The organism is Burkholderia sp. Bp9016, from assembly GCF_003857765.1.
Classification (GTDB): Bacteria; Pseudomonadota; Gammaproteobacteria; order Burkholderiales; family Burkholderiaceae; genus Burkholderia.
The window spans coordinates 136161-148447 of the sequence record NZ_QTPY01000014.1 but is presented as its reverse complement, the minus strand read 5'-3'; the positions used below and the strand labels follow the sequence as shown (position 1 = coordinate 148447).

The following is a 12287-nucleotide window of genomic DNA, read 5'->3' as shown; positions in this document are numbered from 1 at the left end:
ATGTTCGCCGACATCCGCCGGATCGTCGGCCTCGCATGGCCGGTGCTCGTCGGCCAGCTCGCGATCATCGCGTTCGGCGTGATCGACACGGCCATGGTCGGCCGCTACTCGGCCGTCGACCTGGCCGCGCTCGGGCTCGGTTCGTCGATCTACGTGTCCGTCTACATCGGCATGACTGGCATCCTGTCCGCGCTGCAGCCGATCACCGGGCAACTGTATGGCGCGCGGCGCCATGCGGAAATCGGCGAGGAAGTCCGCCAGGCGCTGTGGCTCGCGCTGATGCTCGCGGTACCCGGCTTCCTGCTGCTGCATTTTCCCGAACCGCTGCTGCATATCGCACACGCGCCGCCGGCGCTGCACGACCGCACCGTCGATTACCTGCGCATCCTGTCGTACGGCCTGCCGGCCAGCCTTGTATTCCGGATCTACAACGCGCTGACCAATGCGGCCGGCAAGCCGCGGCTCGCGATGATCCTGCAGATCGGCGCGCTGCTGCTCAAGTTTCCGCTCAACGTGTGGTTCATCTTCGGCGGCTACGGCGTGCCGGCGCTCGGCGGCCCTGGCTGCGGACTCGCGAGCACGCTGATCAACTGGGCGCTCGCGCTGATCGGCTTCACGCTGCTCGCAAAGCTCGACGTGTTCGCGTCGCTGTCGATCTTCTCGCGCTTTTGCTGGCCCGTGTGGGAGCGCCAGAAGGCGATCCTGAAGCTCGGCGTGCCGATGGGCCTGTCGTACCTGATCGAAGTCACGTCGTACACGTGCATGGCGCTCTTCATCGCGCAGTTCGGCACGACGACGCTCGCCGGCCACCAGATCGCCGGCAACATCGGCGCGGTGCTGTACATGACGCCGCTGTCGATCGGCGTGGCGGCGTCGACGCTCGTCGCGCGCGCGCTCGGCGCAGGCCACCCGGACGAAGCACGACTGCTCGGACGGCACAGCGTGATGCTCGCGTGCGGAATCGCAGCCGCATACGGCGTGCTCGTGTTCACGCTGCGTCCGCTGATCGTCGGCGGCTACACGCCGAATCCGGCCGTCGCAGCCGCCGCGCTGCCGCTCGTCGCGATCGTCACCTGCTATCACTTCTTCGACGCGCTGCAGATCACGTCCGCATTCGTGCTGCGTGCGTACAAGGTCGCGGTCGTGCCGACCGTGATCTACGCGGTCGCGCTGTGGGGCGTCGGGCTCGGCGGCGGCTACGTGCTCGGCTTCGACGTCGGCGGCATCGCCCCCGCGTGGCTGACTGGCGCGCGCGGCTTCTGGTTCGCCAACACGATCAGCCTGATGCTGGCGGGCGCGGGGCTCGCGCTGTACCTGCGCCGCGTGAGCCGAGCCCACCTGCCCGCGCGCACCTGATGCGCCGCCGGCTGCCTACGCATCCTCCAGTACGTCGGCCGCGTGATACGACGAGCGCACGAGCGGGCCGGCGACCACCTCCCTGAAACCGAGCGCAAGCCCCTCGTCGCGCCACGCGGCGAACGCGTCCGGGCTCACGTAGCGCCGCACCGGCAGATGGTGCGCGGACGGGGCGAGATACTGGCCGAGCGTCAGCACGTCGACCTCATGCGCACGCAACTCGCGCAGCGTGTCCCTCACCTCGTCGTCTCGCTCGCCGAGCCCGAGCATCAATCCCGATTTCGTCACGAGCGTCGGCCGCGCCCCCTTCGCCTGCGCGAGCAGTTCGAGCGAGCCGCGATAGTCGGCGCCCGGTCGCGCCGCACGATACAACGACGGCACCGTCTCGATGTTGTGATTGAACACGTCCGGCCACGCCACCGACAACGCGTCGAGCGCACGGGCGACGCGACCGCGAAAGTCGGGCGTCAGCACCTCGACGCCGATACCCGGCACGCTCGCGCGCACCGCCGCGATGCAGGCGGCGAAATGCGCGGCACCGCCGTCGCGCAGGTCGTCGCGGTCGACCGACGTGATCACGACATAGCGCAGCCCGAGCGCCGCGACCGCATCGGCGAGCCGCGCGGGCTCGTCCGGGTCGAGCGGCTCGGGACGGCCGTGCGCGACGTCGCAGAACGGACAGCGCCGCGTACACAGCCCGCCCATGATCATGAAGGTCGCCGTACGCTGCGCGAAGCATTCGCCGATGTTCGGGCACATCGCCTCCTCGCAGACGGAATGCAGCCGGTGATCGCGCAGCACGGCCGCCATGTCGGCGACCGCCCCGCTCATCATCGGCCGCGCCCGCAGCCACGGCGGCTTCGGCAGCGCCGCGCCGGCCGCGGGCTCGACGCGCACCGGAATGCGCGCGAGCTTGTCGCGGCTCCTCGCGCCCGGCTGGCCGAGCGCAGTGAAGCTGGGGCGTTCAAGCGCGGCGGCCATCGTCAGTCTCCGAGAAATGCGACGATCAGGCGGTTCACCTCGGCAGCCGCCTCCATCTGCACCATGTGGCCGCTGCCGGCGATCACCTCGGCACGCACGCCGTCCGGCAAGCCCTGCGCATGTTGCGCGGGAATCACCTGATCGCGCTCGCCCCAGATCACGAGCGTGCGCGGTGCGAGCGACGCGACGCGGTCGCGAAACACGCGACGCTGTACGGCACCGTCGAACGCGGCGTTCGCGATCTTCTCGAGTGCGGCCTGCACGCCCTCGAGCCGCTTGTACTTGACGAGATCCTCGACCAGTTGCCGCGTGACGAGTGCGTTGTCCGCGAACAGCGCGCCGAGATGCGGCTTCAGCGTGTTGCGACTGTTGCCGGCGACGAACCCGTCGATGTAGCCGCGGTTGATCTCGGAACCGAGCCCGGCGCTCGCGATCAGCGTCAGCGACGCGACGCGCTGCGGCGCACGCTCGGCCGCCGCCATCGCGATCGCGCCGCCCATCGAGTGGCCGATCAGGTGCGCGCGCTCGATGTGCTGCGCGTCGAGCAGCGCAAGCACCGCGTCAGCCAGTTCGTCGAGGCTGCCCGTATCGACGGCCTTGCCCGATTCGCCGTGGCCCGGCAAATCGAGCGCCCATACGGGCCGGTGCGCGGCGAGCTCCGCATGGTTGAACAGCCAGTTGTTCAGGTCGCCGCCGAAGCCGTGGATCAGCACGGCGGGCGTGCCCGTGCCGTCACCCAGCTTCAGGAAACGCACCGTGCGCCCGCCGATCTGCGCCTTCTCGGGCTGCGGGCCGGCCGCTTCGTCGGACGCCGCACTCGGCACGAAGTCGCGCTGGAATTCGGCGATCGCCGCATCGATGTCCGCATCGCTCGCCTCGGCGGCGGCGACCACGCCGAGCAGCGCACCGACCGGCAGCGTCTCGCCTTCCTGCGCAACCTGTCGACGCAGCGTGCCGTCGAACGCGCACTCGACGCCCGACGAGATCTTGTCGGTCTCGACATCGAGCACTTCGTCGCCCTTCGTCACGCGCTCGCCGAGCGCCTTCAGCCAGCCGTTGACCTGCCCCTGCTCCATCGACAGCCCCCACTTGGGCATCGTGATCATGTGAATCGACATCGTGTCAGCTCCTCGTCTTCAGTACCGCCTGCGCGATCGCATCGGCGGACGGGATGTACAGATCTTCCAGCACGCCGGCGAACGGCGCGGGCGTATGCGGCGCGGTCACGAGCTCGATCGGTGCCTTCAGCGAATGGAATGCGCGCCGTGCGACGAGCGCGGCGATGTCGGTCGCGATCGAGCAGCGCGGATTCGCTTCGTCGACGACCACCACGCGTCCGGTACGCTCCGCGCTTTCGAGGATCGTGTCCTCGTCGAGCGGCGAGGTCGTGCGCAAATCGATCACGTCGACCTGGATGCCGTCCTTCGCGAGCTTCGCGGCCGCGTCGGTCGCGAGATGCACCATCCGGCCGTAGGTGACGATGGTCGCGTCGTCGCCGTCGCGCACGACGTTCGCCTCGCCGAACGGAATCGCATAGGATTCCTCGGGCACGTCGCCTTCGCGCGTATAGAGCAGCTTGTGTTCGAGGAAAATCACGGGATCGTTGTCGCGGATCGCCTGGATCAGCAGCCCCTTCGCGTCGTACGGCGTCGCCGGACACACGACCTTCAGCCCCGGGATGTGGGTAAACAGCGACGTGAGCATCTGCGAGTGCTGCGCGGCCGCGCGCAGGCCGGCGCCGTACATCGCGCGGATCACGACCGGCGTCACCGCCTTGCCGCCGAACATGTAGCGGAATTTCGCGGCCTGGTTGAAGATCTGGTCGAAGCACACGCCCATGAAATCGATGAACATCAGTTCCGCAACGGGCCGCATCCCGCACGCGGCCGCGCCAACCGCCGCGCCGATGTAGCCGCCTTCGGACAGCGGCGTATCGAGCACGCGGCCCGGAAACTTGTGGAACAGCCCCTTCGTCACGCCGAGCACGCCGCCCCACGCGTCGTCCTCGCCCGGCGCGCCCGCGCCGCCCGCATTGTCCTCGCCCATCACGATCACGCTGTCGTCGCGCGCCATTTCCTGCGCGAGCGCCTCGTTGATCGCCTGCGAATAAGTGATCTTCCTTGCCATGTCTGTCTCCTGGAATGTTCGGTTCGCCGTACCGGCTGCTGGGTCAGGTCGCGCTCACGGGTATGACACGTACACGTCGGCCAGCAGATCGGCGGCGTCGGGCAGCGGCGCGGCCTTCGCCTGCGCGACCGCGTCGTCGATCAGCGCCTTCACCTGCGCGTCGACCGCGCGCAGCTCGTCGGTCGTCAGCGCTTCGGCACGCACGACGCGCGTCTCGAAATGCTTCAGGCAGTCCTTCTCGTCGCGCAGTTTCTGCACTTCGCCCGGCGCGCGATAGGTCTGCGCATCGCCTTCGAAGTGGCCGAAATAACGCGTGAACTTCACCTCGACGAGCGTCGGGCCGCCGCCGTTGCGCGCGCGCGCGACCGCTTCGCCGAGCGCTTCGTGCACCGCGAAGAAGTCGAAGCCGTCGACGATCACGCCGGGCATTCCGAAGCCGTTCGCGCGATCGGCGATGTTGTCGGTCGCGACCGACCAGCTTGACGACGTCGCTTCCGCATAGCCGTTGTTTTCGGCCACGAAGATCGCCGGCAGCCGCCACACCGACGCGAGGTTCATCGATTCGAAAATCACGCCCTGGTTCGACGCGCCGTCGCCAAAGAAGCACACGCCGACGCCGCCCGTCTTCTTGTGCTTGGCCGCGAGCGCCGCGCCGCACACGAGCGGGCCGCCCGCGCCGACGATCCCGTTCGCGCCGAGCATCCCCATCGCCAGGTCGGCGATGTGCATCGAGCCGCCCTTGCCGTGGCAGACGCCCGTCTTCTTGCCGTAGATCTCGGCCATCATCCCGTGCACGTCGACGCCTTTCGCAATGCAATGGCCATGGCCGCGGTGCGTGGTGGCGACGTAGTCCTCAAGGCCGAGGTGCAGCATCGTGCCGACCGCGGATGCTTCCTCGCCCGCGTACAGGTGCACGAAGCCGGGAATTTCGCCGGTTGCGAACTCGACGTGCAGGCGCTCCTCGAATTCGCGGATCGTGCGCATCAGCCGGTAGGCGTCCAGCAGCTTGTCCCTGCTGAGCTGTGTCGAAACGGTCATGTGTGTCTCCTGGGTAGGTCTGACTGCGAATGCCGCCGCGGCAACGCCCCGGCGACGGATTGCACGGCCTGCGGCCGTCAGTGGAACGTGAAACCGCCGTCGACGTTCACGGCCTGGCCGGTCACGTTGTCCATCGTCGCGAAGAACAGCGCGAGCCGGCCCATATCCTCGGGGGTCTGCGCACGGCCCTGCGGAATCAGCGTGAGCTGGTGCCGCTGCCACGACTCCTCGACCGACTCGCCGTCGGTCTTCCATTCGTCGGACAGCCGGTCCCACATGTAGGTACGCACGATGCCCGGACAGATCGCGTTGACGGTCACGCCGTCGCGCGCGAGCTCCTTCGCGAGCGCGTTCGTGAAGCCGACCACCGCGAATTTCGACGCGCTGTAGTGGGCGAGATTCGGAAACCCTTCCTTGCCGGCAATCGACGCGACGTTGATGATCCGGCCGCTGCGCTGCGCCTTCAGATGCGGGAGCGCCGCGCGGCAACCGAGAAACGTGCCCTTCGCATTCACGTCCATCACGAAATCCCAGTCGCGTTCGGTCAACGCCTCGACCGGATGAATGCTGATCACGCCCGCGCAATTCACGAGGATGTCGAGCCGGCCGAGTTCGGCGAGCGCCTGCGCGACCATCGCGTCGACCTGCGCGGCCTGCGTGACGTCGACCTTCGCGACCGCCGCGCGCCGGCCGAGCGCACGCACCTCGCGGGCGGTTGCGTCGAGTGCGTCGTCGAGCAGATCCGCGAGCAGGATGTCGGCACCCGCACCTGCAAGCGTCAGCGCAATGCCGCGGCCGATGCCGCGCGCGGCGCCGGTGACGATAACGACCTGTCCTTCGAGAACGGCTGTCATGGCGATGTCTCCTTGTCGATTGACTGGAATGGAAGCGATGCGTCGTCGAAAAAACTGGGGGGTCAGTTGCGCCACGCGCCGGCGTCGCGCAGCAACAGCCGCGACGACGCGTAACGCAGCGTGCGGCCGACGTCGACCGTCAGTGGCCCCCGCCAGTCGAGCGCGATCTCGTAGCGATCGCCGCGCGCAACCTCGATCTCGCGTTCGCCGTCGAACGCGAGCGTGCCGTGCTCGAACGGGATCGTCTGCCACGCGCCCGGTTCGAGCCGCTCGCAACTGCGCATCACGACGCGATCGACTCGGCCCGGCGCGATCGGTGCGACGAGCAGCGTGCCGGCCGTCTTGCCGTCGGCCGCGAAACGCATCGCGAGTCCGTGCGGCGCGCTGCGCTCGAGCGGCGCCCACGCGCCGCCGAGCGCCGACAGCCCGATGCCGTCCGGTTCCGCGAAAGTCAGGTAAAGCGTGTCGATGTCGTCGGGGCCCGAGATCGCCCGTGCGCCAGTGAAGCGCTGGCGCGCCGCGCATACGTCGACGAGCGCGATCTCCTCGCGTCCCGCGTTCGAACCGGCCGTGCAGCGCACGACGAGCCGCTTGTTGCGCATGAACGCGACGTCGGCCGGCACGGCGCCGGTCGCGGCAAGCCCGGCCGCGACGCCTGCGACCGTCGCCTCGCGATGCTCGGGAAACGCGTTGTTGGTGCCGGTGGACAGCGCAACGAGCGGCGTCGCGCCGCAATGCGCGGCGACCGCGCGATGAGTGCCGTCGCCCCCGAGCACGACGATCAGCGCGACTTCCATCCGGTGCATGTAGGCAGCGCCGGCCTGCGTGTCGGCGACCGTATCGGAGATCGGCAGGTCGACGAATTCGACGTCGGGCCAGCGCTCCTGGGGTGCGACCGCACGATGCGTATCGAGCGCACGCATCAGCAGCGTCGCGATGCCCGTCTTGTCACGCAATGTCAGTACGCGCTCGACGCCCATCGCGCCGAGGCCGGCGAGCAGGCGCACGACCATGTTGGCCTTTTCCGCCGTCGGGAACACGGATGCATGCGTCGTCAGACGGCGAATGTCGCGCCCCGATGCGGGGTTCGCGATCACGCCGACGGTCACGGGCGTCGTCACGGGCTTGTCTCCATCCAGTGGGCCGGCGCTCGCGCATTGGCTCGCGCGCCGGCCCTGCATGTGTCGTCCGCCGTCATCGAGAGCGGCGGATCGTCGTCGCCGACGCGACTGCGCCGGACTTGCCGTGATATCTGCAAGCAGCGTGCCACCGTGTGTGCAACGACCGGGAAACCCGCGTGCGGACTGGCTCGGCGGCGATACACGGGCTCGACATGGGCCGCCAAGACGCGCGTACGCGTCGCGAAACGGCGCGTGCGTCTCACCGCGTCGATCTCGCGGCGCGCATGTTTCGGCAGCGTGGCTCGCACGCCGACCTATCCGGCAAGCCGCGCGGATCGCGGCACGGCGCGCGCCACCGCGATCCGGGCGCCAATCGCGCACGGCTCGCCCTTGGGTCTCAGCCCCGCGAGACCCGTTGAGATGCCGGTGAGACGAACGTCTCATGCGTCGCGCATGCTGCGATGCAATGTGATCCGCCGAAGCGGATGTGCTACAAGAACAGCGAATTCCCCGCCGTCCGGAACCGGAGCCGACCATGCCCTATGCCGTCCCCCAGGCCCAGCACGCCGACCGTGTGCTCGGCGCGCTCGCCGGGCGCCTGCCCGCGCCGGCCGACTCCTCGCGCCTCGTGTCGTCGTGGCAACGCTCGCTCGAGCGCTATGCGCTCGACCCGGCTTCGTCGATCGGCCCGCGCGTGCTGACCGCAGCCGAGCTGCGCGAGGTGCGCGACAAGGAGGAAGCGTTCCTGCGCGCGTCGGGGCAATGTCTGACGCGCCTGCACGACATGATTCGCGTTGCCGACTATTGCGTGATGCTGACCGACGCGCACGGCGTGACGATCGATTACCGGATCGACCGCGAACGCCGCAACGACTTCCGTCATGCGGGCCTGCACATCGGCTCGTGCTGGTCGGAAAGCGAGGAAGGCACGTGCGGCGTCGCGAGCGTGCTGACCGATCTCGCGCCGATCACCGTGCACAAGACCGATCACTTTCGCGCGGCATTCACCACCCTCACCTGTAGCGCGGCCCCGATCTTCTCGCCGGGCGGCGAACTGATCGGCGTGCTCGATGCGTCGGCCGTCCAGTCGCCGGACAACCGCGACAGCCAGCGCCTCGTGTACCAGCTCGTGCGGCAAAGCGCCGGACTGATCGAGGACGGCTATTTCGTACACAGCACCGCGCAGCACTGGATATTGTTCGGGCATCCGAATCGTCACTACGTCGAGGCGCAGCCCGAATGGCTGATCGCGTTCGACGACTGCGGCAATATCGTCGCCGCGAACCGCCAGGCGCGCGACGCATTGCCGGCGCTGTGCGAACCGCGCCACATCGACGAGATCTTCGACGCGACAGAGATGCCGCTGCGCGATGCCGCACGGCTCGACACGATCGTCGCGCTGAGGCTGCGCGCGACCGGCGCCCCGCTCCATGCGCGGCTGCGCGCGCCGCTACGACGCGCCGGACGCGAAACCGGCACGGCACGGGCCGCCCCGGCATCTCGCCGCCCCGGCACCGCGCAGCGCAACGTCGGTGCGCTCACCCCGTTCCTGCACAGCAGCGACGCGCGCATCGCGCAGCAGGCCGAACTCGCGCTGCGCGTCGCGAGCAAGCGGCTGCCGATTCTCGTACTCGGCGAAACCGGCGCGGGCAAGGAAGTGTTCGCCCGCGCGATCCACGACGCAGGTGCGCGACGCGCACGGCCGTTCGTCGCGGTCAACTGCGGCGCGCTGCCCGACGCGCTGATCGAAAGCGAGCTGTTCGGCTATGCGGCCGGCGCGTTTACCGGCGCGCGCAAGCACGGCGCACGCGGCAAGATCGTGCTCGCCGACGGCGGCACGCTGTTTCTCGACGAAATCGGCGACATGCCGCTCGCGCTGCAGACGCGCCTGTTGCGCGTGCTCGCCGACGGCGAAGTCGTGCCGCTCGGCAGCGACACGCCCGTGCGCGTCGATCTGGACGTGATCTGCGCGACGCACCGCGATCTCGCACAGATGGTGGCCGGCGGCTCGTTCCGCGAGGATCTGTATTACCGGCTGAGCGGCGCGACCTTCGAGCTGCCGCCGCTGCGCGAGCGCGCCGACGTGGGCGACGTGATCGCCACGGTGTTCGCGGAAGAAGCGCAGGCGACCGGCCACGTGCTCACGCTCGACCCGGCGCTCGCCGAGCAGCTCGCCGCGTACCCGTGGCCCGGCAACGTGCGGCAACTGCGCAACGTGCTGCGCTATGCGTGCGCGGTGTGCGACACCGCACGCGTGACGCGGCGCGACCTGCCGGCCGATCTCGCCGCGCAGTTCGGCGCCGGCCCGGCCGGCGCGCTGCCGGACGACGAGCGCGGCCGCATCGTCGCGGCACTCACCGCGCATCGCTGGCGCCCCGATGCAGCGGCCCAGGCGCTCGGCATTTCGCGTGCGACGCTGTACCGGCGAATCGCGAAGCACCGGATCGTCGCGCCGCACCGCATCTGACACACGCGGCGCGCGGCGCATCACGCCGCACGCGCAACCGCTTCCGTCGTGCCGTTGTCCGTGGCGAGCGCTTCATCGCGCCGGGCAAATACCTCGTGCGCGGCAAACAGCGCATTCAGCGCGGCCGGAAATCCCGCGTAGACGGCCATCTGCATGAACACCTCGACGATCTCGTCGCGTGTGCAGCCGACGTTCAACGCCGCCTCGACGTGCACCTTGAGTTGCGGCTGTGCGTTGCCGAGCGCGGCCAGCGCGGCGATCGTCGCGATCTCGCGCGATTTGAGGTCGAGCTGCGGCCGGCTATAGATGTCGCCGAAACCGAATTCGACGAGCAGACGCCCGAAATCTGGCGCGATCGGCGCGAGTGCCGCGATCACGCGTTCGCCCACTTCACCGTCGATTTCCTTCAGTTTGTTCCAGCCGCGCGCATAGCGATCGTCAACGAGTCGTTCCATGATGTCCGTCCTGCTCCGATAGTGAATGGGATGTGTTCGCCCGTCGTTCCGTCTCGCGCTCCTGCGTCTCGTAGTACGCGATCTTGTCGCCGATCGCGTCGAGGCTCGCCTGCAGTTCCTCGATATGCGCGCGCACCACATCGCGATGCGCGGCCAGCAACCGTCGGCGCGCCCCGAACGTCGACTCGCCTTGCGCACGCAATGCCGCGAACTGCTGCATCTGCACGATCGGCATGCCGGTCGCTTTCAGCCGCATCACGAAGGCGAGCCAGTCGAGATCGGCCGGCGCATAAAGCCGGTGCCCGGCCGCCGTGCGCGAAATCGCGCGCAGCAGCCCGGCCTGCTCGTAGTACCGCAACGTGTGCGTCGACACGCCCGTCAATGCGGCGACTTGCCCGATCGTCAGCGGGCCGGCAGGGGAAGGAGTGGATACGGTGATCGACATGGCACGCTCAAGGTTAGGAGTTAGAGTTCACTCTAAGTCAAGCGTTGCCGAACGGCCAGCGCGTCAATTTGCGGCCGTCGCTTCCGACACCCACCGTCAGACATCGGCGGACACCGTAAAACATGGTCAAAATCGCGGCCCGGCAGCGCGTTCCGTCTTTACAGCGACGCAAGCCTTCAGCAAGATTCGGACAGCTTGTCTTAAAAAGGGCACGCATTTGTCCTATGCTTAACGGCGACGCTCGGACCGGCGTCGCCCCGCCGTCCGTTACAACGGCCATTCATCCGTCGGAACCTGGGAGCCTTTGCCATGCTGAAAAAGCTGCTGATGCTGTTCGTCGCGCTGTCGCTGTCGCTCGCCGCCGGTCTTGCCGCGGCCGTCGAAGTCAACACGGCCGACCAGGCCGCGCTCGAATCGGTGAAGGGTCTCGGGCCCGTGAAGTCGAAGGCCATCATCGACGAACGCACCAAGAACGGCCCGTTCAAGGATGCGGACGATCTCGCGAATCGCGTGAAGGGCCTCGGCACGAAGTCGGTCGGGCATCTCGAGGAAAACGGCCTGACGATCGGCGGCTCGTCGACGCCGCCCAAGGGCGTGAAGCTGTCGAAGCCGGCCGCGACGACGTCGGCCACCACCACCACGCCGGCAGGCACCGCGACGGCCGGCACGGCAGCGCCGGCCGCAAGCACGCCGGAAGCGGCGGGCAAGCCGGCCAAGAGCAAGCGTGCATCGAAGAAGGAAAAGGCGGCCGCAGCCGCGGCGGCATCCGCCGACGCGGGCGCGAGCGCGCCGGCCGCAGCGTCGTCCACGAAGGCGACGAAGGGTTCGAAGAAGAAGAGCAAGAAGGACAAGGCAGCCTCCGCCGCCGCGGCGTCGGGTGCCTGATGCGCGCCGCGCGCGCGACGGCGTGCGCGCGGCATTCGTTCAACGGGCGCCGTCGTTACGGCGCCCTTTTCAGTGAAGGTAAAGAACCATGGGTCTCCTCGACATCGTTGGTGGTCTGATCGGCGGCCAGGCCGGCGGCAACTCGCAAAGCGCGCTCATCACGACCGCGCTCGAATTCATCAACAACCAGCCGGGCGGCCTGAACGGGCTGATCGAGAAGTTCAAGGCCGGCGGCGCCGGCGACGTGATCGGCTCGTGGGTCGGCAACGGCGAAAACCAGCCGATCTCGGCGGACACGCTGCAGAACGTGCTCGGCTCGGACGCCGTCGGCGCGCTCGCGAGCAAGGTGGGCATCGATCCGTCGCAGGCATCGTCGATCCTCGCGCAGGTGCTGCCGCACGTCGTGAACCACGCGACGCCGAACGGTGAAGTGCCGGCCGACGGCCAGGTCGACACGTCGAACGTGCTCGGCGCACTATCGCAGCTCTCCGGCATGTTCGGCGGCAACAAGCAGGCCTGAGCGCACGGCATCCGGCAGCCGCTTCATCCGTTTCGGCC

Annotated in this window: 12 protein-coding genes; 4 read left to right on the top strand and 8 right to left on the bottom strand. The window is 68.7% G+C overall.

Annotated elements, in window-relative coordinates:
* Positions 1-1356 (top strand): MATE family efflux transporter, encoded by a 1356-nt coding sequence (locus tag DIE13_RS18780; protein WP_124828542.1) that lies wholly within the window; start codon positions 1-3, stop codon positions 1354-1356.
* Between the two features lie 15 nt (positions 1357-1371).
* Here the strand turns inward: DIE13_RS18780 and lipA are convergent, their stop codons facing one another.
* From lipA to DIE13_RS18750, 6 genes are all read right to left on the bottom strand, one after another.
* Positions 1372-2337, bottom strand: coding sequence for a lipoyl synthase (gene lipA / locus DIE13_RS18775; protein WP_124828541.1), 966 nt, complete (start codon positions 2335-2337; stop codon positions 1372-1374).
* Positions 2338-2339: 2 nt separating this feature from the next.
* Entirely contained in the window at positions 2340-3455 is a 1116-nt protein-coding gene (locus DIE13_RS18770; RefSeq protein WP_124828540.1) for an acetoin dehydrogenase dihydrolipoyllysine-residue acetyltransferase subunit, read from the bottom strand.
* Between the two features lie 4 nt (positions 3456-3459).
* Positions 3460-4464, bottom strand: coding sequence for an alpha-ketoacid dehydrogenase subunit beta (locus DIE13_RS18765; RefSeq protein ID WP_124828539.1), 1005 nt, complete (start codon positions 4462-4464; stop codon positions 3460-3462).
* A 54-nt stretch (positions 4465-4518) separates the two neighbouring features.
* Positions 4519-5502: a thiamine pyrophosphate-dependent dehydrogenase E1 component subunit alpha gene (locus DIE13_RS18760; RefSeq protein WP_098556211.1), complete on the bottom strand. Its 984-nt coding sequence runs from the start codon at positions 5500-5502 to the stop codon at positions 4519-4521.
* 77 nt (positions 5503-5579) lie between these two features.
* Positions 5580-6356: an SDR family NAD(P)-dependent oxidoreductase gene (locus tag DIE13_RS18755; protein ID WP_124828538.1), complete on the bottom strand. Its 777-nt coding sequence runs from the start codon at positions 6354-6356 to the stop codon at positions 5580-5582.
* 62 nt (positions 6357-6418) lie between these two features.
* Positions 6419-7477 (bottom strand): ATP-NAD kinase family protein, encoded by a 1059-nt coding sequence (locus DIE13_RS18750; protein WP_124828537.1) that lies wholly within the window; start codon positions 7475-7477, stop codon positions 6419-6421.
* A gap of 535 nt (positions 7478-8012) precedes the next feature.
* Between DIE13_RS18750 and DIE13_RS18745 the strand changes: the two genes are divergently transcribed.
* Positions 8013-9944, top strand: coding sequence for a sigma-54-dependent Fis family transcriptional regulator (locus DIE13_RS18745; protein ID WP_124828536.1), 1932 nt, complete (start codon positions 8013-8015; stop codon positions 9942-9944).
* A 20-nt stretch (positions 9945-9964) separates the two neighbouring features.
* On the opposite strand, the gene DIE13_RS18740 is transcribed toward DIE13_RS18745, so the two are convergent.
* The gene (locus DIE13_RS18740) at positions 9965-10399 is read right to left on the bottom strand and encodes a carboxymuconolactone decarboxylase family protein (RefSeq protein ID WP_175787213.1); all 435 of its coding nucleotides are present in this window, start codon (positions 10397-10399) and stop codon (positions 9965-9967) included.
* A complete protein-coding gene (locus DIE13_RS18735; protein WP_124828535.1) occupies positions 10383-10844 on the bottom strand; it encodes a MerR family transcriptional regulator in 462 nt (153 codons plus the stop codon). The genes DIE13_RS18740 and DIE13_RS18735 overlap by 17 nt, the downstream gene beginning before the upstream one ends.
* Before the next feature lie 309 nt (positions 10845-11153).
* On the opposite strand from DIE13_RS18735, the gene DIE13_RS18730 reads away from it, so the two are divergent.
* Positions 11154-11729 carry a helix-hairpin-helix domain-containing protein gene (locus tag DIE13_RS18730; RefSeq protein ID WP_124828534.1) on the top strand — a complete coding sequence of 192 codons (576 nt, stop codon included), beginning with the start codon at positions 11154-11156 and terminating at the stop codon, positions 11727-11729.
* 88 nt (positions 11730-11817) lie between these two features.
* Positions 11818-12249, top strand: a complete 432-nt coding sequence (locus DIE13_RS18725) for a YidB family protein (RefSeq protein ID WP_124828533.1) — start codon at positions 11818-11820, stop codon at positions 12247-12249.
* The last annotated feature ends 38 nt before the right edge of the window (positions 12250-12287 follow it).

Coding starts and splice junctions, on each gene's coding strand:
- DIE13_RS18770 (WP_124828540.1), bottom strand. CDS start 3,455: ATGTCGATTCACATGATCACGATGCCCAAGTGGGGGCTGTCGATGGAG.
- DIE13_RS18725 (WP_124828533.1), top strand. CDS start 11,818: ATGGGTCTCCTCGACATCGTTGGTGGTCTGATCGGCGGCCAGGCCGGC.
- DIE13_RS18740 (WP_175787213.1), bottom strand. CDS start 10,399: ATGGAACGACTCGTTGACGATCGCTATGCGCGCGGCTGGAACAAACTG.
- DIE13_RS18780 (WP_124828542.1), top strand. CDS start 1: ATGTTCGCCGACATCCGCCGGATCGTCGGCCTCGCATGGCCGGTGCTC.
- lipA (WP_124828541.1), bottom strand. CDS start 2,337: ATGGCCGCCGCGCTTGAACGCCCCAGCTTCACTGCGCTCGGCCAGCCG.
- DIE13_RS18730 (WP_124828534.1), top strand. CDS start 11,154: ATGCTGAAAAAGCTGCTGATGCTGTTCGTCGCGCTGTCGCTGTCGCTC.
- DIE13_RS18755 (WP_124828538.1), bottom strand. CDS start 6,356: ATGACAGCCGTTCTCGAAGGACAGGTCGTTATCGTCACCGGCGCCGCG.
- DIE13_RS18760 (WP_098556211.1), bottom strand. CDS start 5,502: ATGACCGTTTCGACACAGCTCAGCAGGGACAAGCTGCTGGACGCCTAC.
- DIE13_RS18765 (WP_124828539.1), bottom strand. CDS start 4,464: ATGGCAAGGAAGATCACTTATTCGCAGGCGATCAACGAGGCGCTCGCG.
- DIE13_RS18735 (WP_124828535.1), bottom strand. CDS start 10,844: ATGTCGATCACCGTATCCACTCCTTCCCCTGCCGGCCCGCTGACGATC.
- DIE13_RS18745 (WP_124828536.1), top strand. CDS start 8,013: ATGCCCTATGCCGTCCCCCAGGCCCAGCACGCCGACCGTGTGCTCGGC.